21 protein-coding genes, 1 pseudogene and 1 other annotated feature are annotated in these 22,594 nt (G+C 59.5%); of the genes and pseudogenes, 11 read left to right on the top strand and 11 right to left on the bottom strand.

Features of this window, described 5'->3' with window-relative positions:
- Window positions 1-3 precede the first annotated feature (3 nt).
- The 3 genes from M0D69_RS06365 to M0D69_RS06355 all read right to left on the bottom strand — a co-directional run bounded on the left by M0D69_RS06365 (window position 4) and on the right by M0D69_RS06355 (window position 2,212).
- A complete protein-coding gene (locus M0D69_RS06365; protein WP_301781218.1) occupies window positions 4-1,062 on the bottom strand; it encodes a cyclase family protein in 1,059 nt (352 codons plus the stop codon).
- Window positions 1,063-1,134: 72 nt separating this feature from the next.
- Complete coding sequence (locus M0D69_RS06360) at window positions 1,135-1,878, bottom strand: IclR family transcriptional regulator (RefSeq protein WP_047845772.1); 744 nt, start codon at window positions 1,876-1,878, stop codon at window positions 1,135-1,137.
- Between the two features lie 7 nt (window positions 1,879-1,885).
- On the bottom strand, window positions 1,886-2,212 hold the full coding sequence (locus M0D69_RS06355; RefSeq protein ID WP_301781356.1) for a hypothetical protein: 327 nt from the start codon (window positions 2,210-2,212) through the stop codon (window positions 1,886-1,888).
- Between the two features lie 312 nt (window positions 2,213-2,524).
- On the opposite strand from M0D69_RS06355, the gene M0D69_RS06350 reads away from it, so the two are divergent.
- Complete coding sequence (locus tag M0D69_RS06350; protein WP_301781217.1) at window positions 2,525-2,806, top strand: DUF4148 domain-containing protein; 282 nt, start codon at window positions 2,525-2,527, stop codon at window positions 2,804-2,806.
- A 261-nt stretch (window positions 2,807-3,067) separates the two neighbouring features.
- Here M0D69_RS06350 and M0D69_RS06345 read toward each other — a convergent pair whose 3' ends face one another.
- Entirely contained in the window at window positions 3,068-4,201 is a 1,134-nt protein-coding gene (locus M0D69_RS06345; RefSeq protein WP_301781355.1) for an acyl-CoA dehydrogenase family protein, read from the bottom strand.
- Window positions 4,202-4,460: 259 nt separating this feature from the next.
- Between M0D69_RS06345 and M0D69_RS06340 the strand changes: the two genes are divergently transcribed.
- Window positions 4,461-5,504 (top strand): AraC family transcriptional regulator, encoded by a 1,044-nt coding sequence (locus M0D69_RS06340; RefSeq protein ID WP_301781216.1) that lies wholly within the window; start codon window positions 4,461-4,463, stop codon window positions 5,502-5,504.
- A gap of 62 nt (window positions 5,505-5,566) precedes the next feature.
- Complete coding sequence (locus tag M0D69_RS06335) at window positions 5,567-5,749, top strand: hypothetical protein (RefSeq protein WP_301781215.1); 183 nt, start codon at window positions 5,567-5,569, stop codon at window positions 5,747-5,749.
- Window positions 5,750-5,773: 24 nt separating this feature from the next.
- Here M0D69_RS06335 and M0D69_RS06330 read toward each other — a convergent pair whose 3' ends face one another.
- Window positions 5,774-6,430 (bottom strand): hypothetical protein, encoded by a 657-nt coding sequence (locus tag M0D69_RS06330; protein WP_301781214.1) that lies wholly within the window; start codon window positions 6,428-6,430, stop codon window positions 5,774-5,776.
- Window positions 6,431-6,885: 455 nt separating this feature from the next.
- Here M0D69_RS06330 and M0D69_RS06325 point away from each other — a divergent pair, with 455 nt between their 5' ends.
- Window positions 6,886-7,143: a helix-turn-helix transcriptional regulator gene (locus M0D69_RS06325; protein ID WP_301781213.1), complete on the top strand. Its 258-nt coding sequence runs from the start codon at window positions 6,886-6,888 to the stop codon at window positions 7,141-7,143.
- Window positions 7,143-8,495, top strand: coding sequence for a type II toxin-antitoxin system HipA family toxin (locus M0D69_RS06320; protein WP_301781212.1), 1,353 nt, complete (start codon window positions 7,143-7,145; stop codon window positions 8,493-8,495). Before M0D69_RS06325 ends, M0D69_RS06320 begins: the two co-directional genes overlap by 1 nt.
- A 123-nt stretch (window positions 8,496-8,618) precedes the next feature.
- On the opposite strand, the gene M0D69_RS06315 is transcribed toward M0D69_RS06320, so the two are convergent.
- Window positions 8,619-9,914 (bottom strand): MFS family transporter, encoded by a 1,296-nt coding sequence (locus tag M0D69_RS06315; protein WP_301781211.1) that lies wholly within the window; start codon window positions 9,912-9,914, stop codon window positions 8,619-8,621.
- Between the two features lie 134 nt (window positions 9,915-10,048).
- Here M0D69_RS06315 and M0D69_RS06310 point away from each other — a divergent pair, with 134 nt between their 5' ends.
- On the top strand, window positions 10,049-10,270 hold the full coding sequence (locus M0D69_RS06310; RefSeq protein ID WP_301781210.1) for a hypothetical protein: 222 nt from the start codon (window positions 10,049-10,051) through the stop codon (window positions 10,268-10,270).
- 104 nt (window positions 10,271-10,374) lie between these two features.
- Window positions 10,375-11,400, top strand: a complete 1,026-nt coding sequence (locus M0D69_RS06305) for a DUF2891 domain-containing protein (RefSeq protein WP_301781209.1) — start codon at window positions 10,375-10,377, stop codon at window positions 11,398-11,400.
- 29 nt (window positions 11,401-11,429) lie between these two features.
- Here M0D69_RS06305 and M0D69_RS06300 read toward each other — a convergent pair whose 3' ends face one another.
- Entirely contained in the window at window positions 11,430-11,750 is a 321-nt protein-coding gene (locus M0D69_RS06300) for a YnfA family protein (RefSeq protein ID WP_301781208.1), read from the bottom strand.
- Between the two features lie 90 nt (window positions 11,751-11,840).
- Window positions 11,841-12,920, bottom strand: coding sequence for an alpha/beta fold hydrolase (locus M0D69_RS06295; RefSeq protein ID WP_301781207.1), 1,080 nt, complete (start codon window positions 12,918-12,920; stop codon window positions 11,841-11,843).
- Between the two features lie 214 nt (window positions 12,921-13,134).
- Here M0D69_RS06295 and M0D69_RS06290 point away from each other — a divergent pair, with 214 nt between their 5' ends.
- The 3 genes from M0D69_RS06290 to M0D69_RS06280 are packed head-to-tail and all read left to right on the top strand — an operon-like array spanning window position 13,135 to window position 14,689.
- Window positions 13,135-13,905, top strand: a complete 771-nt coding sequence (locus M0D69_RS06290; RefSeq protein WP_301781206.1) for a DNA/RNA non-specific endonuclease — start codon at window positions 13,135-13,137, stop codon at window positions 13,903-13,905.
- A complete protein-coding gene (locus tag M0D69_RS06285; protein ID WP_301781205.1) occupies window positions 13,898-14,158 on the top strand; it encodes a hypothetical protein in 261 nt (86 codons plus the stop codon). Before M0D69_RS06290 ends, M0D69_RS06285 begins: the two co-directional genes overlap by 8 nt.
- Window positions 14,159-14,185: 27 nt before the next feature.
- On the top strand, window positions 14,186-14,689 hold the full coding sequence (locus M0D69_RS06280; protein ID WP_301781204.1) for a methylated-DNA--[protein]-cysteine S-methyltransferase: 504 nt from the start codon (window positions 14,186-14,188) through the stop codon (window positions 14,687-14,689).
- A 145-nt stretch (window positions 14,690-14,834) separates the two neighbouring features.
- Here the strand turns inward: M0D69_RS06280 and M0D69_RS06275 are convergent, their stop codons facing one another.
- Both M0D69_RS06275 and M0D69_RS06270 read right to left on the bottom strand, forming a co-directional pair.
- A complete protein-coding gene (locus tag M0D69_RS06275) occupies window positions 14,835-15,395 on the bottom strand; it encodes an OmpA family protein (protein ID WP_301781203.1) in 561 nt (186 codons plus the stop codon).
- A gap of 1,049 nt (window positions 15,396-16,444) precedes the next feature.
- Entirely contained in the window at window positions 16,445-18,649 is a 2,205-nt protein-coding gene (locus tag M0D69_RS06270; RefSeq protein ID WP_301781202.1) for an OsmC domain/YcaO domain-containing protein, read from the bottom strand.
- Between the two features lie 1,030 nt (window positions 18,650-19,679).
- Between M0D69_RS06270 and M0D69_RS06265 the strand changes: the two are divergent.
- Window positions 19,680-20,726 (top strand): annotated as a pseudogene (locus tag M0D69_RS06265) (IS3 family transposase); the annotation flags it as partial.
- Window positions 19,775-19,891: a sequence feature (AL1L pseudoknot), on the top strand. (Overlaps the previous pseudogene by 117 nt.)
- Before the next feature lie 212 nt (window positions 20,727-20,938).
- Here the strand turns inward: M0D69_RS06265 and M0D69_RS06260 are convergent.
- On the bottom strand, window positions 20,939-22,267 hold the full coding sequence (locus M0D69_RS06260; RefSeq protein WP_301781354.1) for an FAD-binding oxidoreductase: 1,329 nt from the start codon (window positions 22,265-22,267) through the stop codon (window positions 20,939-20,941).
- Between the last annotated feature and the right edge of the window lie 327 nt (window positions 22,268-22,594).

Here is a 22,594-nt window from a genome sequence, read left to right as displayed (position 1 = left end):
AAATCAGACGGTTGCGATCGGTGTCACGGGCGAACCCATCGCGCCCGGCAAACGCAGCGGCGGCGCTGTCAACATGAAGTGCGACCGTCCGTTAGCGCGCAGCCACGCCGCGAGATCGCGCAAATACCAAAGCTCGCCGAGCGGTAAACCGAGCTTGAACAAACAGTGGTGATGCAGCGGCATCAACGGATAGCGACCTTCCGCCGGACGCGCGGGATAACGCTCGACCGCGTAGTTATCGGCGACCAGCGCCGCAATGCCCGAATCGGTCAGCCATTGCAACAGCCGCTGATCGCGGCCATCGAGCGCGCAACACTGGCTGTTGAGCACGGCTTCGTCGGGATGACGGTTCATTTCCAGCACCAGTTCGGCGAAGCCGGTCCGCAGCAGCAGCATGTCGCCGCGATCTATCTGCACATGGTCGGCGTCGATGGCGAACATCAGGTCGTCGTAGCCCACAGTGCGATGCTCACGCCCGTAGTGCGCCACAAGATCGACAAGCACGCCGCGCCCCTGCATGCCCTTTACCGCAAGATTTTCAATGCCGAGCGCGTCCGCGTGGCTATGTTCGTTACCGCAGGCGTGCGGCGCAAACGCGTCGTCACGACGGTATTCCATCGGCCCGACTACGTCCGTATTCGCCTTGTAGCCGTTGTAGTAGACGCTTTCCGCCACGCCGTCGCCGTCGGCGTCGAAGAGCGCGCCCACATGCGCGAGCGAGTCCCATTGGGTGGAATATTGCAGACTCATCAGGACCTGGTCGTCGCTGACCACGTCGGTCGCCTGCTCTTCCATGCGCGCGAACGGGAAGTTCACGTAGGGCAATCCGTCCTTCGTCGTGGGCCGCAAAACCGGCGGATGACGGCGCACGTTCAGCTTGCTGTCGCCGGGATAATCCAGCGGCAGGGACAGGCAAAAACTCAAGCCCGCGCGAATCTCGCGCGCGCCCTTCAGCACCTGTTCCGGAGTGATCAGATTGGGTCGTCCGAGTTGATCGTCGAGACCGAAATCGCCCCAGTTCGAACCGTCAGGCCTGTTCTTCCAGCGCCTCTGATCCTGCATCTTCTTCTCCCTGCACGACGTCTTGAGCTCGTCAGGTCGACCATGACGTACATGATCACCGCGGCCGCGCCGCTAGCCGATCAACGTCTGTGGAATCCGTTCGAAAATATCGAGCAGCGCTTCGACCGCGCGCTCCTGGTTCTTCAGCAAGCGCGCTTTCGGACCGCCGATAACGAGCGCAAACGCCTCGCCGTGGATCGAGAATCCCTTGGCTAGCCCCGCAACATCCTCGACGTTTTCTCCAGTAGAGCGATGCCAGCCGAGCGTCACGCCCTGCTCCACTTCCACTTCGAGCGACGCGCGATCGATTACCGAACCATCCGTCGATGCCGTCAGCGGCTCGCAACTGTCGAGCAGGCGCCGGCGTGCGTCGACCGGGAGCGCACCCAGCAGCGCCTTGCCCGCCGCGCTGGCGTGGACATACATGAAACCGCCGGGTTCGTCGCTATAGCGAATCTTCTGGCGCGATTCCATGACATCCAGATAAACGACCCGCGTGCCGGCGAGCGTCGCGAGCGCGGCCGTTTCACCGGTCGCGTCGCGCAATGCGCTCAGCAGCGGCTGGAACAGCAGCGTCAGCGGGTCCTCGCTGCAGATGTCACGAGCGACATGTAACAAGCGCTGCGTCGGGTAATAACCCGCCTTTACGCCCGGCGCGTAGAGATAACCCTTTGCCACCATCGTCTGCAAAAGCGCATGACAACTCGACAAAGGGATTTCGGTTCGACGCGCAATCTCGCTGTAGATCATCGGTTGCCGGACTTCGGCAAAGAGGTTGATCACGTCGAAGACGCGCACTGCAGTTTTCACATCCATGACAATATTATCGGTATATCGATAATGCGAGCGCAAGAGATCGCGGGTATACACCTATGTGATGATCCTCGTAGATCCCGGGACCGCCCGCGTAACCCCGCCCGCTCTTCATCACATGCGACGACTCTGAAATCATTAGTGATCCTTCAGATTCACGCTGACGGTAGTACTCGACCATCATCTCGCTCGGACTATCGTCAGGGTCTGAACGCAGGCGCGTCATCGGCGCATGCACCACACGGTGCGAGAGTTCATATCGGCCGAGTTTGAACAGCGAAAAAAAGCTTGGACATGGTGGCTTTTTGTTTGGGTAAGTAGTGGATTCGGGGAACATCGGCCGGATACAGGGCTTCACATTCGCGCGATGGCATGAAGCGTATAGGCGCTCAAGGGGAATGGGGTTCCCTTTAAGCGCGACCCACTGGCTGGGATGGCTGTCCTGGTCGAGGCTGCGGTAAAAACCCAAGCACCGCTTTACCCGCTGGATTAGCAACAGTTTCTTACCCAAATAGGTATTTTTACTGGCGCTTAGTCCGAATAACATCAAATCAGATACTGAAACAAGCGATGCCGGCCAGTCTTCCAGACGCGCCGGAACACGAACATCGCAAGCTTCATAGTCGACAAATCAAATGGAGATTTCATCATGTTTAAAGCACTTATTCCCGCAGTCGTCATCGCCGCCGCACTGGCGGCACCGAGCCTTTCTTTTGCTCAGGACAATGGCCCTGTCACGCGCGCACAAGTGCGCGCGGAGCTCGCTCAACTGGAACGTGCCGGCTACAACCCGACTGGCGACCAGACCGACTACCCGCTGAACATTCAAGCCGCCGAGCGCCGCGTCGCCGCGGAAAATGGCGTGTCTCAAAGCAGCTATGGCTCGTCGGTCAGCGGTACGTCGGCAGGGGTCAACGCCAGCGGCCAATGATGGTGTGAAGCGTTGTAAGGCAAGCACGGCAGCGATATGACATCAACGCTCGCTGCGGGATCAAAGCGCTACGACCGGTGAGAACCTGCGGGATGCAAGCGGTGAGCCTATTCGGGAGTCTGACTCGCGCTCACGGTGAGTCTTCACGGGAGGTGAAAGTGAGCGTATCCGGGAGCTATAAAAAAGCGGCGAAGCCTCTTAAGGCTTCGCCGCTTTATCAGCTTCAATTCAACACAACGTCACGCGCGCTCTTCGAGCGGCCTACAGCTGACGCGCAATCACCATCCGTTGCACTTCGCTTGTGCCTTCGTAGATCTGCGTGATGCGGGCGTCGCGATAATGACGCTCGACCGGATAGTCTTCCAGATAACCATAACCGCCATGAATCTGGATAGCCTGCGAGCACACCCGCTCCGCCATCTCCGACGCAAACAGCTTCGCCTGCGATGCTTCGCTCAGGCAAGGCAAACCTTCCGTGCGCATCCGCGCTGCGTGCAACACAAGCAAACGCGCCGCGTTCAGGCTGGTCTGCATATCGGCGAGAAGATTTGCTACCGATTGATGCTCCTTGATCGGTTTGCCGAACTGCACGCGTTCATGCGAGTAAGCGCGCGCTGCATCGAACGCCGCCCGCGCGATGCCCACCGCCTGCGCCGCGATACCAATACGTCCGCCCTCCAGATTCGCCAGCGCGATCTTCAACCCTTCGCCGCGCGCGCCCAGCAAATTGCCGGCCGGAATCGTGCAGTCTTCGAGTGAGATCGGACAGGTATCGGAGGCGCGAATGCCCATCTTGTGCTCGGGCCGCCCAACGTTAAAACCCGGCGTATTCGTCGGCACGATGAACGCCGACAAACCCTTCTTCCCAAGCTCGGGATCCGTGACGGCGAACACGATGGCCATGCCCGCGCGCGCGCCGTTCGTCGTGAACTGCTTGGCCCCGGAAAGCACCCACTGGCCGTCCCGTTCAATGGCTCGCGTCTTCAGGTTGTTGGCCTCCGATCCCGCTTGCGGCTCCGTCAGACAGAACGCGCCGATCATCTCCCCCGTCGCCAGTTTCGGTAAATATTCGGCCTTCTGCGCTTCCGTGCCAAAGGCGAGAATCGGTCCGCAGCCGACGGAATTGTGCACGGCCATCAGCGTCGAGCACGAGGCACACCCGGCCGCAATTTCTTCGATAGCCAGCGCATACGCAACGTAGTCGCTGAACGTGCCGCCCCATTCCGCGGGCACGATCATGCCGAGCAAACCGAGCTCGCCGAGTTGCCGCACGACTTCGTCGGGCAGGCGTGCATCGCGGTCCCATTGGCCCGCATGCGGCGCCAGCACTTCGGTGGCGAAGTCGCGCGCGGCGTCGCGGATCATGCGTTGGTCGTCGGTCAGGAAGCTGTCGATCATGGCGGTCTGGCTCGTGAGAAATACTTGAAAACGCGCTGGGTTTACACTGCTGCGCTTAAGCGATGAAGCGGATGGCAAATAACATCACGCCCGATTCTAGGCGCTGTGAAGCCATCTGCCGATGCCTGAAACGATCAAGCTTCCTGAGCGATTCCGCCACCTAGTGACTACCCCAACATCGAAGAACCCGCGTGATCGGGAACGGCAAACAGACCGGCGGCCACGGCCGGCCGTAACGCTAGCGCCAACGCCAACCGTGCCCAAGACACCACGCGGCCAGGGCAACGAACGCGGGACCATAGCGGGGGTTCTCGTCGAAGAAGCGCTGCGTTGCGCCGAGCGTCGCGGCGTCGCACGTATCGCGATGCTGGCGCTTGCGGGTATCAAGCCCGCCACGCTCGCGGCGCCGCTCGCCCGCGTATCGGCGGCGCAATACGGCCGCTTGTGGAGCGCCGTCGCAGATGCGCTCGACGATGAATTCTTCGGCCAGGACAGCCACCCGATGCGCCGTGGCAGCTTCGCGCTGCTCTGTTATGCCGCGCTGGGTTCGCGCGACGGCTGCCAGGCGCTGACCCGCATCGCGGGTTTCCTGCGGCTCGTACTGGACGACTTGCGATGCGAGATCGACACCGACACAACGCGCGTGAGAATTCGCCTCGCCGATGCCGATGCCGACACCACCGCACCCCGCCCGATGTTCGCCTACGCGACCGCATTCATCATGATCTACGGCCTGTTGTGCTGGCTCGTCGGCCGGCGCATCCCGGTGCTGGCCGCGCATCTGCGCTGCCCGGAACCCGCGGCATCCGACGAATACCGGCTGATGTTCTGCGACGCGATGTTCTTCGATCAACCCGTGTCGTATGTCGATCTCGCACCGGATTGCGTCGCGTTGCCGGTCGTGCAGACGGCCGCCACAGTGAAGGTTTTTCTGCGCGAGGCGCCGGCGAATTTCATCGTGAAGTATCGCAATCCGGATTCGCTCGCTGCGCGGATTCGCCGCAAATTAAGGCAGTCGCCACCGGTCGACTGGCCGGACAGCGAAGACATCGCCGCCGCCCTGAACATGGCCGAAGCAACGCTGCGACGGCGCCTGAAACAAGAAGGTGCGACCTATCAATCCATCCGCGATGCCCTGCGGCGCGATCTCGCCATCGCACGGCTTGCGGACACGACGCAGACCATCGCGGAGATCGCGCACGCGCTCGGCTTCGCGGAGCCAAGCGCGTTTCATCGTGCATTCAGGAAGTGGACGGGCGTGCGGCCGGCGGCGTATCGCGGCATGCGTGCCAATGCGTGACTGCACGCACGCCGCCCCGCTGCTATAGTGAAAATCTGCTGGTTCACTGAAGGAGCGCCGCTATGTCGCAACCGAAAGCAAAGCCGCACCACGAGCCGAAGAAAGCGCCGGTGGCCGCACATGATCTCGAAGCAGCCCTCGACGAAGCGCTGGACGAGAGCTTTCCCGCAAGCGATCCGGTCGCGATCACGGTCGATCACGAACCTGCTTCCGAACCGCAACATCACGGCAAACGGACGCGTTAAGCCGTGTTAGCCCCGTGTTAGCCGCTACTCGTCGAGACCGGCCAGCAGCATGGCCAGCTTCTCCACATGCTGCATCAGCATTGCGCGGTGCTTATCGATCTGCTCGATACGGCCGGCAAGATCGGCTTTGACCGGATCGTCCAGTTTGCCCGACGCGCGCAAATCCTCTGCTTTCGCATTGATGCCGTCGAGCTGAACCATCGAAAGCTGCCGCTCCACGCGGCGCAGGTCGGCGAGCAACAGGTCGCGGTTGCGGCGGAACATCTGATCCCGCCGATGCGTTTCCACCTGCTGCAGCGCCTGATCGGCGATGCGACGGGTCGCTTCCGTCTGCGACAGCAACGGCTCCGGCCCACGCAAGACGGGCCGCTTCGGCGCGGGATGCGCGTTGCCGCGAAACACGGCGGCGGGCGTTTCCTCGTCCATCAAGCGCTGGGTCTCGGGCGGAATGTCGCGCCGGTCGCGGCGCTCGTCCAGCCAGCGTGGCGGCAAACCGGTCACGGTTTCCACCCCGCGCACGAACTCCTCGCTGAAATCGCGCCTTCCGGCCAAAATCAGTTTCATGTACGACGGGGAAAAACTCATCATGCGGGCAATCCTCGCACCGCCAGCCGGCGATCCCGCGAGCACATTCAGGTTGGCTCGCCACACGAGGTACAACGTTTCGTCGAAATCTTCCATGGGCTAGTCTCCAAGCAGACGGACTCGCAAACGCCGCGCAGCCGGTTTACGTGCGCTTGACGCTTAGGTCCTGGCGAGCCCGTTATTGCAGCGACGAGCCGGATCGTGATCGGGGACGTCGCCTAAGTGGGCATCTGACCGCAATCTTACCGTCATCTCAATAATGCGCGTTTTGTCCGCGCAGGCGGTGAAAACCCGCAGAATCGACAGAAAGCACGTGGTTTAAGGGCAACCCACGCCAAAAAAGCGTGGAGTGTGGGTAAAACGGCGGGGTCAGTCCGCTCGAATCCCGGTCATCGTTCGATGTTGGGGATTTTTGGGTCAAGAAAATCTGCAGCATAAATAAAGCCAAATTATTCGTGTGAGAGATAATATGCAAATATCTGCCACACGAATATTTGACAAATATCTGTCACAGACATAAACTGCATTTATTCGTGTGAGAGATAAATGTCATGCAACAGACTATCGCCACGCCCTACCAGATGGGTCAGATTCTCGCGGCCGGCCGCCGGCGCACGGGCCTCACCCAAACCGAAGCAGCCGCAAGGCTCGGTGTGAGCCAGAGCCGTATCTCGACTCTCGAGGCGGATTCCGGTGCGCTTACGCTCAACCAGTTGCTGGCGCTTCTTGGCGCGTACGGGCTGCAACTTCAGGTTCAGGACAAGGGTTCTTTTGCCGCAACGCCAACCGCGTCCGCGCTGGAGTGGTAATGGCGGGACGCAAGCCACATTCCCGGGCGCTCTCGGTATGGGTCAACGGCGTACGCATGGGTGTCTGGAGCATTCCCACTCGCGGCCCGATGGAACTCGCCTACGACCCCGCGTGGGCCGCCTCCGAGGTCGGCCGTCCGCTTTCCCTGTCGCTACCCATCCCGCTCGATAACGCTCCGCTCAAAGGTGACAGGGTACTCAACTATTTCGACAATCTGCTACCGGACAGCGAAGCCATCCGAAAGCGGATTGGCCAGCGATTCCGGACGGACACGCTGGATGCGTTCGATCTTTTGCAGGCCATCGGCCGGGATTGCGTGGGCGCGGTCCAGCTCCTGGGCGTCGACAAGGAACCTGCGGGTGTCGAGCAAATCGATGGCACCGCGCTCAGTGAAGGAGAAATCGAGACGCTCCTGAAACAGACGGCGGGCGGTGGCACTTTTGGCCCTCAAGACGACGAAGACGACTTTCGGATTTCGCTGGCGGGTGCGCAGGAAAAGACGGCGCTCCTCTGGCACGAAGGCCAGTGGATGAAACCCCACGGCGCCACGCCTACCACCCATATCCTGAAGCTTCCGCTCGGCCTGGTGGGTAACCGGCGCGCTGACCTCACCACGTCGGTCGAAAACGAGTGGCTATGCATGCATCTCCTGCGTGCTTACGGCTTGCCGGTCGCCCAAACGGACATCAAGACCTTTGGCCGGCAACGCGTGCTGAGCGTGCAGCGCTTTGACCGCCAGATGCACTCGAGCGGCAAGTGGATTTTACGGCTGCCGCAAGAGGACTTTTGCCAGGTGATGGGGCTGCCCTCGCACAAGAAGTATGAGAACGAAGGCGGCCCGGGTGTGATCGACCTGGCGCAGGTGCTCCAGCAGTCCGAGACAGCCAAGGAAGACATAGAAACCTTGCTGACCGCGCAGATACTCTTCTGGCTGTTAGCTGCCCCGGACGGGCACGCGAAGAACTTCAGCATCCGGCTGCTTCAGGGCGGACATTACCGGTTGACGCCGCTTTATGACGTCATGTCCATCTGGCCGGTCGAGGGGATGGGAGCGAGCCAGTGGTCGTGGTTCAAGGCCAAGCTCGCGATGGCCGTATCGGGCAAGAACCGTCACTACGCTTTCCGCGATATCCAGCGCCGGCACTTCAACGCAATGGCGCCGCGATGCTCATACGGACAGGATGCAGAGCCGATCATCCAGCGGTTGATTGAAGAAACACCCGGTGTTATCGAGCGTGTATCGGGTGAGTTGCCCGAGGGGTTTCCGGCCAGGGTCTCCGACCGTATCTTCGAGGGGCTGCGCAAGTCAGTCGCCGCACTCGACGCAATGCCCGCCAAGGCAGTTGCTTGAGGAGCGAGAACCGTATTGAATCCCGCGGCGCACTAGCATCGGCGTCAGCTTCAGCACAATGCGCCGCGGGCGATGCTTGGCAGAACCCTGCCTTGCGTCAAATCAGTCAAATCAGTCGAATCATCAAGGGACGTCGCGCAAATACCCTTCCTTGGCGGAATCGCGCATCCGGAACGAGACAATTCCGGCAATCGCGCACAGCGCCGTCACGTACCAGTAGAACGTCGACTCGCTGCCGATCGACTTCAAGAACAGCGCGACGTATTCCGCCGAGCCGCCGAACACCGCGTTTGCCACCGCATACGACAAACCCACGCCGAGCGCGCGCACTTCCGCAGGGAACATTTCGGCCTTGATCAGTCCGCTGATCGACGTGTAGAGACTCACGATAGCCAACGCAATCACCACCAGCACGAACGCCATCACCGGGCTCGTGACGTCCTTCAGCGCATGCAGGATCGGCACCGTGCAGAGAGTAGCGAGGCAGCCGAACCAGATCATCGACTTGCGCCGGCCGATCCGGTCCGACAACGCGCCGAACGCCGGCTGCATGATCATGTAGACAAACAGCGCGGCCGTCATCACGTTGCTGGCCGTCTTGGCATGCATGCCGGCCGTGTTCACCAGGTACTTTTGCATGTAGGTGGTGAACGTGTAGAAAATCAGCGATCCACCCGCCGTGAAACCCAGCACGGTCATGAACGCGGCCTTATGCTGCATGAGGCCGCGCAGCGTGCCGGCTTCCTTCAGCTTGCGGCCTTCGGCCGTGGTGGTTTCATCGAGTGATTTCCGCAGATACAGCGACACCACCGCCGCGAGCGCGCCAATCCCGAACGGAATGCGCCAGCCCCACGCCCTCAGCTCTTCCGTGGTCAATACTTGCTGCAGCACGACCAGCACCAGCAACGCGGCGAGCTGACCGCCGATCAGCGTCACATACTGGAACGACGCGAAGAAACCGCGCCGCCCCTGCAGCGCCACTTCGCTCATGTAGGTCGCGCTCGTACCGTATTCGCCACCCACCGACAAGCCCTGGAACAACCGCGCGATCAGCAGGCAAAACGGCGCCCACGCACCAATGCTTGCGTAGGTCGGCAGGAAGCAGATCACAAGCGAGCCGGCGCACATCATCAGCACGGAGATCATCATCGAGGTGCGGCGGCCGTGCTTGTCGGCGATACGGCCGAACATCCAGCCGCCGATCGGCCGCATCAGGAAACCTGCCGCGAACACGCCGGCGGTGTTGAGCAACTGCGTGGTCGCATTTCCGCTTGGGAAGAACGCCGGCGCGAAGTAAAGCGCGAGGAACGAGTAGATATAGAAGTCGAACCACTCGACGAGATTCCCCGATGAAGCGCCAACGATCGCGAAGACGCGTCGCCGGGTGTCTGCTGCAGTTGAGAGGGCGATGTCGGCCATGCTGTTGAGAACTCCTGTCGCGTATTGAAAACGGCGGCTTGTGGCCGCTCTTGAGCCGGTCGGATGCCGGCGACGATCACACCCTGAGGGCGTTCGGGCGCAAGTTTATACGACGGGCAAGGAGTTGGCGCAGTATGACGGTCAGCAAAATTTCAGCTTACGTTGGTGTTTATACAGAAAGTTTTTCGTCAGAAAAAGAATCTGGCAGATATCCACAAGGCCTTTTTCGAAAGGGATTGCTGGTAGATCAACGGCCTGCAGCAGACCCAGCAAGCGTGATGAACGGAGCGAACAAAAACTTACAGTCATGCAGATCGAAAGTTCTTGGTAATTACCCTGAGTCGCAAAAAAAATGACCGCTCAACGCCGCATCGCATGACATCGATCGCCGCTCGATTCACTCGTTCCGTGAGCCGAAGTCTCGCCATAATTGCGGACGACTTGTTTTCTGGAGAACCGCATGAACCCGCAGTCATCGACACCACCGCTCGACGCCGCCCTCGCGTCGAAATTCGCCAGGCTCGCGCTCGACCACCTGACGCGCGAATACCCGAACAAGCTCGACCACGTGATGGGAAGCGCCGCCGACGCGCAAGGCCCGCGCACCCTCCACCCGATCTTCTATGGCAGCTTCGACTGGCACTCGTGCGTTCACGGATACTGGCTGATCGCGCGGCTTGTCGACCGCTTCCCCGAGTTGCCCGAAGCGCCGGCAATCCGTGTGTTGATCGACGCCCATTTCACCGATACCAACGTCGCCGCCGAAGTCGCGTATTTGCAGCGTCCGGAGGCGCGTGGTTTCGAACGTCCATACGGCTGGGCGTGGCTGCTCGCGCTCGCCGGCCAGCTTCGGTCGATGCAGTCAACTGACGGCCAACGCTGGGCCGCGGCACTCGTGCCGCTTGCGCACGCGTTTGTCGAGCGTTTCACGGAATTCCTGCCGAAATCGACATATCCGCTGCGTGTGGGCACGCATTTCAATACGGCGTTCGCATTGACGCTGGCTATCGGTTATGCGCGGCAGGTGGGTGATTCTGCGTTTGAAACGCTGATCGTCGATACCGCGCGCCGCTGGTATCTGAACGATGCCGGTTGTCAGGCGTGGGAACCGGGCGGAGATGAGTTTTTATCGTCGTCGCTGATGGAAGCCGAGTTGATGCAGCGCGTGTTGCCCGCGGCCGAATTCGCCGGCTGGTTCGACCGCTTTCTCCCCCAGTTGGGCGCGCGCGAACCCGCCACGCTGTTCACGCCCGCCACCGTCACGGATCGCAGCGACGGCAAGCTTGCGCACCTCGATGGCCTGAATCTCAGCCGCGCGTGGTGCCAGCGGTCACTGGCCCGCTCGCTGCCCGCGGGCGACGTGCGCACAAGCTTGCTCGATGCCACGGCGAACGATCACCTTGCAGCGGGCCTGGCGCATGTGGCGGGCGACTACATGGGCGAGCACTGGCTCGCGACGTTTGCGTTGCTGGCACTGGAGGCTTAAGGCTTAAGGCGCAAAACGGCCCGCCGGCTTCATCCGCGCGGCTGAAACGCGATCACGCTCATGCCGGCCAGTGCGATCGCCACACCGGCCAGATCCCAGGTCGTCGGGCGAATCCGTTCGACGATCCACAACCACATGATCGCCACGAAGATATACACGCCGCCGTACGCCGCATAAACGCGGCCGGCAGCGCTGGCATGTAGCGTCAATAACCACGCGAAGAGCGCGAGCGCGAACGCACCGGGAATGAGGAGCCACGGCGAGCCGTCCTCCTTTAGCCATCGATAGGGAAAATAGCAGCCCACTATCTCTGCGATGGCAGTTACAACGTAAAGAAGGAAGGTCTTCATATTTTTGGCAATGGTGATTCGTTCGCACGAGAGATTGACAGGCCCGGTTCCGCCAGCGGCCAGAACGCTCCACCGGCGCCGACAAAACCCTCAGTTGCTCTTCTCACCGAGCGCTGCCAGCCCCGCGAGCAATGCCTGATGGAACGCGTGCGGGTCCTGCATCTGGGGTGCATGCCCCAACTCCGCAAACTCGACCAGCCTCGCTCCCGGGATCGCCTCTGCTGCGCGTTTGGCCACCTCCGGATAACGCCCAAGCGTCGACCGAATTTCCGGCGGAGCGAGATCCTTGCCGATCGCAGTCGTGTCCTTGTCGCCGATAAGCAGCAACGTCGGTGTCCTGATCTGCCCGAACTCGTACACGACCGGCTGCGTATAGATCATGTCGTACAGCAACGCCGAGTTCCACGCGACAACCTCCTTGCCCGCGCCGCGATACATTCCCGCCAGCATCTGCACCCACGGCTCGTAACGCGCGTCCCAGTGACCCGCGTAATACGTGGCCTGCTCGTAGTTGCGAATGCCGTCGGCGCTTGTCTTCAACTCGCGCGTGTACCAGTCATCGATCGATATCGACGGTACGCCCTTTGCCTTCCAGTCCTCCAGCCCGATCGGATTCACCAGCACGAGCTGCTCGGTCTCCTGCGGATACATCAGTGCGTAACGCACGGCAATCATGCCGCCTGTAGAGTGCGCGACGAGCGTCGCTTTTTTCACGCCAAGCGCCGCGAGCAACGCGTGCGTATTGCGCGCGAGCTGCTGGAACGTGTACTGATAACGCACCGGTTTAGTCGATTTGCAAAAGCCGATCTGATCCGGTGCGATCACTCGATACCCCGCGTCGGTGAGCACATCGATGCTCTCCTTCCACGTCGCCGCGCAAAAGTTCTTGCCGTGCAGCAGGACCACGGTTCGCCCGTTGGGCCGTTTCGGCGCAACGTCCATGTACGCCATGCGCACGATTTGCCGCTGCGATGAAATCCCGAACCGGCCAACCGGATACGGGTAGTCGAAGCCCTGGAGTTCAGGGCCGTAGACGGGACCGTCGTTGTCGGCCGGTGCCGGGGACGAGGCGACCGTTGGGGAGGACGCCACCTCGTCGGCGAATACGGGCGATGCAATCGATACGGCTAAAGCAACAACAGCGCAAAACATGCGGCTGATCGAGGTCATGGGCGCGGAAGCTCGCAAGTAGGAAATCAAAGACAGAAAGGGTCGTCGCGGCCGCACACTACGCGCACGCACGCTGCGGCGGCGCGGGAATTTTATCGCGTGTGTGTTTTCGCCTCCGATAGCCACCGATGCTCACCGCCACACAACGCACCTCAGCGCCTTATACTCCGGCCTCGACGAAATTAGCCCACTACACCCCGACCTCGCCTTCCGCATGAAAATCCGCTTCACGCATTTCGCATCGTTCCTGGCGGCGCTCGGCGCCACTGTCTCCCTCAACGTCCTCGCGGCCGGCGACTGTCCGCAGTTCAGCCCGGGTGGCCGGGCGCCGATTATCGCGAATGCGAAGATGCGCGTATCGACGCAGCAACTTTGCTATTCCGACTTCGCCGTCCTGCATTCCGGCGTCACGCACGGTCCGCTGTGGTCGGCGGAGCACTTGACGGCGCAACATATTGACGATGCCCGCGACAACACGCGCACGAACCGTTTTTTTGTCGATAAGAAACTGCCGCCCGGCGACAGTGCCACGCTCTCGGACTACAAGAAAAGCGGCTACGATCGCGGACACATGAGTCCGGCCGGCGACCGGTGGGACAAAAAGGGCATGGCGGAATCGTTTTCGCTGGCGAACGTCGTGCCGCAAGATCCGTCGAATAACCGGCGCATCTGGTCGCGGATCGAACAGGCGGTGCGGCGGCTCGTGGAACAATCCGGCGATTCTTATGTCGTCACCGGACCGCTGTTTTCCGGACGGCAGTTGCAGACCATCGGCGAGTCGCGTGTGCTTGTGCCCACGCAGTTGTATAAGGTCGTGTATCTGCCGAAGCGCGAGCTGGCGTTCGCCGTGGTGGTGGACAACACGCCCACGAACGAATACACGGTCAAGACGGTTCGCGAACTGGAAGCAATGAGCGGGCTCCAATTTCCAGGCATTCCGGACACGCTGAAAGACCAACGCATTGGAGGACTGAAAGGTGTTTAAGCCATTTTCCAACGGTACCGATACGCTCAACATCAACGGCGACGCGCTTGTGATCGCCAACGACACCGCGCGCCTCTCCATTTCCGGCGACCTGACGATCGCACGCGATAAAACGGGCTTGACGACGGCGCTTGCGCTGCAAAAAGCGGTGAACGCCATCGTCGATGCCCTGCAGAACGACACAAGCTTACCCACGAAACTCGCCGACGAACCGCCGAAGCCAGCGGGCAAGACGGATAATCCGTTCATCTGAGCGTTAAAAATTGGCCGGAGACGACCCTTGATCGAATGCCACGTTGCACCGAGTCCGCTGGGCCACCTCGCGTATCGCGCGGAAGACGATTTCCTGACGGGATTGTTCTTCGTCGGACAGAAGCACTTTCCGGCCGGTCTCATCGATACAGGACCGCCGAAGTCGCGGGCGATTATCGAGGCGGAGGAACAGATTGCCGAGTATTTCGCCGGCGAGCGCACGGTGTTTTCCGTGCCGTTACGGCTCAACGGCACCGAGTTCCAGCAACGTGTGTGGGCAGCGTTGCAAGAGATCCCGTTCGGCACATCCTGGACCTACGGCGATCTCGCGCGCCGGATCGGTGTGGCTCCGGGAGCATCGCGCGCCGTGGGCGGAGCGAACGGGCGCAATCCGGTGGGAATCATCGTGCCGTGTCATCGGGTGATAGGCGCGGACGGAGAGTTGACCGGTTATGCCGGTGGCGTGGAACGCAAGCAACATTTGCTGACACTTGAAGGCGGCCCGGGACGCGCGCAGCTCACACTATTCTGAAGGTTCCGAAGCGCGGCCGTTCTATCCGCGCGAGTATGAGAAGCCCTGCAAACAAAAGCCCCGCAAACGCGCTACGCGCTTGCGGGGCTTTTACGCTTCTGGACGCTTCGAAACAACGACCGAAGCGTTCAAGCTCTGACGTCGATTACTGCGTGCTGACGCGAATTTCCACGCGGCGATTCTTCGCGCGGCCAGCGTTCGACGAGTTCGGCGCGACCGGATTCGCGGCACCGAAACCTTGCGCTGTGTAGTTTTGCGAACGCAGACCGTGGTCCTTCAAATACTGCATCACCGATTCCGCACGGCGTTGCGACAACTGCCGGTTATGCGACGCGGAACCCGTTGAATCGGTGTAGCCCGCCACGGCGACTTGCCGCAACGTCACGCCCTGAGCAGCCGCCACGAACTCGTCGAGCGTGCCGGTTGCTTTCTGCGTCAGCGTGGCGCTGTCGGTAGCGAAATTCGCGTCGCCGCTCAGATCGATTTGACGGGGCATTTCGGGAGCGCGCTGCGGCGCGGGAGCCGGGGCTTCAGCTGCGGCGGGTTCCGGTTGAGCCGGTGCGCCGCACTGGTACGTCAGGACACGCGGATCGGCAGGGTCGTCGGACGGGGAACGCAGGCGTTCCATGGTCTCGAGCTTGTACGCGGGCTTGTCGCCACAAATTTTCTGAGCCTGCTTCACGCATGCCGCGACACCTTCGAACAAACCATGACATTCCACGCGATAACCTGCGCGCCAGTGGCCGTCTGGATCTGATTGGCGTTGAAAGTCGGGCCCGAAGCTGTCGAGCAGCCAGCGAGCACTCCGATTGACAACAAACCTGCAGCGATTAATTTATTAGACATCCTGTTTATCATTCTGACTCATGATAAAAATGTCTAAAGCCTTATCTGATAAGACTCTTCAAGCGTGCGTCAGAGAGAAAAACGAAGATTTACCCGCCACTTACCCGCACCGAAAATTTACCTGCTTTACAACGGCACGCATGGGCCGTGCGATGGATCCCCGCGCAGAGCTGCTAGCAGAACACGGACACCCATGGCTGCCCAGGGAGATTGTTTCGCCTTCGTCAAAGTTTGTAGTCGTTTAGCTGATCGAAATTCATCATGCACCGCGGTAGGATAAGCGGTCCTTCGCACACGTCCTCTCAGGGACCACAGCGGCCCCGCCCCTCACATGGCGGGATTTTTTTCGTTCCCGGTACCATCCCTACTCCAGCCACCCGAAACCTTCGATACTGTGGTTATATAAACAATATCGGGCTTCGCGATGTCACCTAAGAAATCTTCGCTAGAATACGTTCCCGCCTAGCCGCGCCTCGTTCCATCGGATTTTCACGAAAACCCACCGATGATGTCGCAATGATGCAACTTTCCGTCGGCGCAACGGAGGGCAATATCAATCCCGCTCAAGTCGCCTTTTCGCCTTCTCCACGCGACAGTCGCTGGCAACTCGGCCATTCCCACTCGATTGTCAATTACGCTTTCAGCTGCCTGAATTTAAAAAGAATTTGTCAGGCACAGTAGCTCGTATACCCATCATATGCACCATCAATTCCGGTTGACCTTCCGGCCGGCGACATGATCCAAAGATGGGATTCATATTGAGGGCCCTCGATCTGTCCTTCGTATCTGACCATCAACGCTGGCGGCATCATCACTGATACATGCCGCCACAGATGGTCACTCGGGTATCCAACATGCGTTTGTTCTGGGGATGAATTGAATCATCGCAACCAGCCAAGACTCGAAACCCTAACGCGCTGTAGTCGCCACATTGGCCCGCGCCTTATGCAATTTTTTGTAACTGTCAATCAAGCGGTGGTGCCTATCCAGACCCTCTAGTTTCATACTTGTTGGGGTTAAGCCATAGAACCGCACGCTGCCGTCTACTGACCCCTTTACTGCGTCCATCCGAGCGTTGCCAAACATCCGACGGAAGTTGACCTCGTAGTCGTCCAGTTCCAGGTCGTCATCGAGCAGCACCTCCAGCACCACATTCAAGGCCTGGTAAAACAGTCCGCGCTCGACCGTGTTGTCGTTGTACTGCAGGAAAGCTCCCACCAGCTCTTGCGCCGCCTCAAATTGCTGCAAGGCGAGATGAATCAGCAGCTTCAACTCGAGAACTGTTAACTGCCCCCAGTCCGTATTCTCGTCAAATTCGATGCCGATCAAAGTGGCGATATCGGAGTGCTCATCTAGTTCATTGTTATCCAACCGCTCAAGCAATGCTGCCAGGCCGGCATCGTCCAGGCGATGCAAGTTCAAAATATCGGCGCGGAACAACAGCGCCTTGTTTGTGTTGTCCCAGATCAAATCCTCTACCGGGTAAACTTCCGAATACCCGGGCACCAAAATCCGGCAGGCCACGGCACCCAGCTGGTCATACACCGCCATGTACACCTCTTTGCCCATGTCTTCGAGAATTCCGAACAATGTTGCGGCTTCCTCGGCATTAGAGTTTTCACCCTGGCCAGAAAAGTCCCACTCAACAAACTCGAAATTCGCTTTGGCGCTGAAAAAGCGCCACGACACCACACCGCTCGAATCAATGAAGTGCTCAACGAAGTTATTGGGCTCGGTCACGGCGTTACTGACAAAGGTAGGCTGAGGTAAATCGTTCAGGCCTTCAAAACTGCGCCCCTGTAGCAACTCGGTAAGACTCCGTTCCAGCGCCACCTCGAAGCTTGGGTGTGCGCCGAACGAGGCAAAGACGCCGCCCGTCCGCGGGTTCATCAATGTGACGCACATCACCGGGTAGGTCCCACCCAGCGACGCATCCTTTACCAGCACCGGAAAGCCCTGCTCTTCCAACCCCTGAATTCCGGCCAGAATGCCTGGATATTTCGCCAGCACTTCGTGCGGCACATCAGGCAATGCGATTTCACCTTCGAGAATTTCACGCTTTACCGCACGTTCGAAAATTTCGGACAGACATTGCACCTGCGCTTCGGCCAGCGTATTACCGGCACTCATGCCATTGCTGACGAACAGGTTTTCGATCAGGTTGGACGGAAAATAAACCACTTCGCCGTCCGACTGCCGCACATACGGCAGCGAACAGATACCGCGCTGCACATTGCCGGAGTTGGTGTCGTACAGATGCGAGCCATGCAACTCGCCATCGGGATTATAAATTTCCAGGCAGTACGCATCCAGAATTTCAGCCGGCAGCGCATCCTTTCGGCCAGGCTTGAACCAGCGCTCGTTCGGGTAATGTACAAACGCCGCATTGGCGATGTCTTCGCCCCAGAACGCACCGCCATAGAAATGGTTGCAATTCAGGCGCTCGATAAACTCTCCCAACGCCGACGCCAAGGCGCTTTCTTTGGTCGCTCCCTTGCCATTGGTAAAACACATAGGCGAGTGTGCGTCGCGGATATGCAGCGACCACACATTGGGAATGATATTGCGCCACGAAGCGATTTCAATCTTCATGCCCAGGCCCGCCAAAATGGCCGACATATTGGCGATGGTTTGCTCCAACGGAAGGTCCTTGCCCGCAATATAGGTGCTGGCGTCAGAAGCCGGCTTCAACATCAGTAAGGACTGAGCATCGGCATCCAGGTTCTCTACCTCTTCAATTACGAACTCGGGTCCGGCTTGCACCACTTTTTTCACCGTACAACGGTCTATAAAGCGCAAAATGCCGCGGCGGTCTGCTTCCAGGATATTTGGAGGCAACTCAACCTGAATCTTGAAGATCTGTCGGTAACGGTTTTCCGGGTCAACAATATTGTTCTGCGACAGGCGAATATTTTCGGTGGGAATATTGCGATTTACACAGTACAATTTCACAAAGTAAGCTGCGCACAAGGCCGATGAGGCCAGAAAATAATCGAAGGGACCAGGTGCAGAGCCATCGCCCTTATAACGGATAGGCTGGTCGGACACTACCGTGAAGTCATCGAACTTGGCTTCAAGACGTAGCTTATCGAGAAAGTTGACTTTAATTTCCATGGGGAAATTCCAAAAATGGTGCTCAAAACAAAATATAAAGCCCTGTAAAAAAACAGGGCTTAATTAGTCAATCAACTAGCGAATGATGTTTCCTAGCGGGAATTCTACTCCCAATCGATCGTCAATCGTGGGGCTGAACCCTTGTTGAGACGGCGTTTTCTCTCGGGTCGGGTAGCGACCATACCGCCAGGATATCGAAAAATCAGGTCGGCAATTATCGGCTTTAGACAGACAACATTGGAGATTGCGACGTGCCCTTACGTCGTCGAGCGGCCGCCCGGTGTTCGCTTGTTGAAGGGCAATTCGATCTATCGTTGTGCCGGGAAGACCACGTGGCGGTGCTCCGCAGAGCATTGCGAGCAGGTAGAGCGCTGCGACCTGCCCTTCAAAGGGTGCGCCAGCAGGCCCACAGGCAGCCGTACTCGTTCCATGTTGACAAGGGATACTACGGACATCGCCTTCCGATTGCGTCATTTCCATAAGTGATCTTTCCAGGCCGGCTTGGAGCCCCGTTATTCTCGCTCGATGCGCCGCTGGACCTTGACGAACAGCAGTTCAACCTTCGCGCGCCGGGTGAGTAGTACACCCGGCGACGCTGCTGACACTCTCGTATGCAATCCCAAGATGCCACGCCAGCTCTTAGTTTCAACTCTGCGATAAAGCTGTGCCTAGCTCATGCCATTTTTGGGTCAGATAAGTCTGAATACCAAACCGGGTTTGTACGCAGGATACAGCTTTTCGAATCCCATCTTCGCCGCTGCATAGGAACTGTTATCCAACGCCTGCCGACACTTGGCGAGGAAAAGTAGCGCAAGGGACGGCGCTCGAGATTCTCCCTGGTTGCAGTGGATCAGCAGCTTACGTCCAACTAACCACTCTCTGTCGGCAAAGGACAAAAACACATTGAAAGAAGCCGGCATGAATAATGGCTTAGGTGGATCAATGATATTGAGGAAGAGATCTTGCCCATTGCTCAGGACACGATAGTTCGCATGCGTATTAGGGAGACTTCCCTGATAGCCGACAGCACGAAGGCGTGACCACGTCGGAACGCGAACGCCTCAAGACGCTGGAACGTGAGAACAAGGAACTGCGCCGCGCCAACGAGATTTTGAAGTTGGCGAGCGCGTTTTTCGCCCAGGCGGAGCTCGACCGCCGTCTGAAGTCCTGAAGGCCTTCGTCGATCAGCATCGCGACACCTTCGGGGTCGAGCCGATCTGCAAGGTCTTGCGGATTGCCCCGTCGGGCTATCGGCGTCATGCCGCACAGCTTCGCGATCCGTCGCGGCGCTGTGCTCGCGCGATACGCGATGAACGTCTGCAACCCGCGATCAAGCGTGTCTGGCAGGCCAACATGCAGGTCTACGGCGCGGATAAAGTCTGGAAGCAGATGAACCGGGAGCGCATCGAGGTGGCTCGCTGCACCGTTGAACGATTGATGAGGCGACTGGGCTTGCGTGGCGTGATGCGAGGCAAGCGTGTTCGCACGACCGTCCCCGATGCCTGCGCCCCGCGCCCGTTGGATCGGGTCAATCGCCAGTTCAACGCTTCGCGGCCAAACCAGCTTTGGGTCTCGGACTTCACCTACGTCTCGACGTGGCAGGGTTGGTTGTACGTCGCGTTCGTGGTCGACGTGTTCGCTCGGCGGATCGTTGGCTGGCGCGTCAGCACGTCGATGACCACGGACTTCGTTCTGGATGCGCTTGAACAGGCGCTTTACGCGCGGCGACCAGGCAGCGACGCAACGCTGATACACCACTCCGACAGAGGTTCGCAATACGTCAGCATTCGCTATAGCGAGCGGCTCTCCGAAGCGGGCATCGAACCGTGGGTCGGCAGTCGGGGCGACAGCTACGATACGCCCTCGCTGAAACGATCAACGGCTTATACAAGGCTGAACTGATTCATCGCCGCACCTGGAAAACACGCGAGTCCGTCGAGTTGGCAACGCTGGATGGGTGGCCTGGTTCAATCACCATCGGCTGATGGAACCGCTCGGCTATATCCCGCCTGCTGAAGCTGAGGCAAACTACTACCGGCAACTTGAAACACCTGCCGTTGAACCCGCTTTAACTTAAACCAACCAGCCTCCACGATTCCCGGGGCGGTTCAAAGTGCCCTCTGAAAAACCTTGACTGACCACCTCAGGGCGTGACTCCGACATACGAGGTCAATCAAGATCTCCGGCCGCTTTTAGAATTGCAACGGCCGTTAATCAATACAGTTGAATCGTACTGGAGGTTCAATCTCCCGAAGTGGGCTTCCGCGATAGCTCATCCGCGGCCTCAACTCACATCATTTCAGGGCTGCTCAATTTCGTTCCGTCGGAAAAGCGGGCCAGTCTGTAGGGACTAATGTCGAACTGCGGCGCCTCGTCCATTACCAGCCGGCTCACGAGCACGCCTGCGCCTGGCCCTAGTCCAAAGCCGTGTCCGCTGAAGCCGGATGCGATCACGAGACCGGGTTTCGCATTAACCTTCGAGATGACGGGGACGAGGTCCGGCGTCGTGTCGATCGCGCCCGCCCATGCGTGAGCGATCCGCAAGCCCGACAGCTCGGGAAACACGCTGGCCACGTTTTGCAGGGCACGGTCGAGCCATTCGGTATCAGGCCGGGGATCCAGCACCCGTGTTTCTTCGAACGGCGAGACGTCATCGTCGCGCCAGGTCGCGCTTGCCTCCGGTCCGTGGAAGAAGCTGGCACCAACGCGAATCTTCAGTTTTTTCTTCAGCTTGCTGCGGAACACGGTGCGGAACTTCACCGAATGCCGCAGGTTTTGCGGCGCGAGTTCCACGCGTCCATAGCCGGGAACAGCGATGGTGTAGCCGCCGTCCAACCGTCGCCTCAGCGCGAAGTTAGGCCCGGAGAAACAGCCTTCGATGACCCCCGGCGCCTCAGCGGTTCGCAACGCCGTTCCCATCACGTTGATGGCGGGCAGATCGATGCAGTGATGCTGGCAGAACAACGCGCTCCAGGCGCCTCCCGCGAGAACGACGGTGTCGGCTGCGAGCCGGCCGCGCTCCGTCCAGATGCCGGAGACACGCCCCGCACTCGTGTCGAGACTTCGTACCGCGCAGTTCTGATACACCTTCGCGCCGAGACCTTGCGCGCCGCGAGCAATCGCAGGCGCGGCTTTCGACGGCTCGGCGCGGCCGTCCGAGACCGACCACAGACCTCCAGCCCACTTCGCACGTCCGGACGGAATGCGCGCTGCCAGTTCGCGCGCACTGAGGATCTCGCTGTTAAAGCCGACTTCCCGGGCGCGGGCAAGCCACGATTCCCATTGCGCGACGTCAGATTGATGCTCCGTGCCGTACAGGATGCCCGCCTTACGAAACCCAATGTCCTCGCCCAGTTCTTCGCTTAGTTCGCTCCAGCGCTTGAGGCTCTGCATCGCGAGCGGCAACTCATAGAGGTCGCGGTTCTGCTGACGCACCCAGCCCCAATTGCGCCCCGACTGCTCGCAGCCGATGACGCCCTTTTCGAGCAGAGCCACCTGGACGCCGCGTCGCGCCAGTTCATACGCGGTGCTGACGCCAACGATGCCGCCGCCTATCACCGCGACATCGCATCGCTCGGGGAAACCTTCGCTATCCGTGACTTCGTCGATCCTTAGCATTTCATAGCCGTTGGTTGCCGCTTCTCGGTAGGTAACTGCAGTCAAGACGGAAATGCGCACCTAAAGCGGCGATTTCGCCATCCGCAGATAGTGGCTACGATTTTGGTATCTTCCACCGCTTCGCTGATAGGACGATCCTGTTGTATCTGAAAGGGATACAACGATGATCCACCAAGGGCTGAGGCAAATCTTGAATTGCAATCTTGCTGACTGTTGCCGAGACTAGTACAACATCCCGTAAATGTGTTTAATAATTATTTGGCTGCAAGTAGGGCGCCAGGAGCGTGACGACGACCTGAGCCATCTCATCGAGCGGGCCTGAGCCCG

Origin of the sequence: Caballeronia sp. SEWSISQ10-4 2 (assembly GCF_030464885.1) — a bacterium.
Taxonomy (GTDB): Bacteria; Pseudomonadota; Gammaproteobacteria; order Burkholderiales; family Burkholderiaceae; genus Caballeronia.
Note: the sequence above shows the minus strand (reverse complement) of the source record. Positions and strands in the feature narration are given on the sequence as shown.

Bases quoted from the DNA above. Each gene is read 5' to 3' on its own strand.
- M0D69_RS06320 (WP_301781212.1), top strand. From the start codon at position 7,143: ATGGCGGGACGCAAGCCACATTCCCGGGCGCTCTCGGTATGGGTCAAC.
- M0D69_RS06290 (WP_301781206.1), top strand. From the start codon at position 13,135: ATGAAAATCCGCTTCACGCATTTCGCATCGTTCCTGGCGGCGCTCGGC.
- M0D69_RS06325 (WP_301781213.1), top strand. From the start codon at position 6,886: ATGCAACAGACTATCGCCACGCCCTACCAGATGGGTCAGATTCTCGCG.
- M0D69_RS06330 (WP_301781214.1), bottom strand. From the start codon at position 6,430: ATGGAAGATTTCGACGAAACGTTGTACCTCGTGTGGCGAGCCAACCTG.
- M0D69_RS06335 (WP_301781215.1), top strand. From the start codon at position 5,567: ATGTCGCAACCGAAAGCAAAGCCGCACCACGAGCCGAAGAAAGCGCCG.
- M0D69_RS06270 (WP_301781202.1), bottom strand. From the start codon at position 18,649: ATGGAAATTAAAGTCAACTTTCTCGATAAGCTACGTCTTGAAGCCAAG.
- M0D69_RS06355 (WP_301781356.1), bottom strand. From the start codon at position 2,212: ATGTTCCCCGAATCCACTACTTACCCAAACAAAAAGCCACCATGTCCA.
- M0D69_RS06315 (WP_301781211.1), bottom strand. From the start codon at position 9,914: ATGGCCGACATCGCCCTCTCAACTGCAGCAGACACCCGGCGACGCGTC.
- M0D69_RS06350 (WP_301781217.1), top strand. From the start codon at position 2,525: ATGTTTAAAGCACTTATTCCCGCAGTCGTCATCGCCGCCGCACTGGCG.
- M0D69_RS06310 (WP_301781210.1), top strand. From the start codon at position 10,049: ATGACGGTCAGCAAAATTTCAGCTTACGTTGGTGTTTATACAGAAAGT.
- M0D69_RS06295 (WP_301781207.1), bottom strand. From the start codon at position 12,920: ATGACCTCGATCAGCCGCATGTTTTGCGCTGTTGTTGCTTTAGCCGTA.
- M0D69_RS06260 (WP_301781354.1), bottom strand. From the start codon at position 22,267: ATGCTAAGGATCGACGAAGTCACGGATAGCGAAGGTTTCCCCGAGCGA.
- M0D69_RS06360 (WP_047845772.1), bottom strand. From the start codon at position 1,878: ATGGATGTGAAAACTGCAGTGCGCGTCTTCGACGTGATCAACCTCTTT.
- M0D69_RS06305 (WP_301781209.1), top strand. From the start codon at position 10,375: ATGAACCCGCAGTCATCGACACCACCGCTCGACGCCGCCCTCGCGTCG.
- M0D69_RS06365 (WP_301781218.1), bottom strand. From the start codon at position 1,062: ATGCAGGATCAGAGGCGCTGGAAGAACAGGCCTGACGGTTCGAACTGG.
- M0D69_RS06300 (WP_301781208.1), bottom strand. From the start codon at position 11,750: ATGAAGACCTTCCTTCTTTACGTTGTAACTGCCATCGCAGAGATAGTG.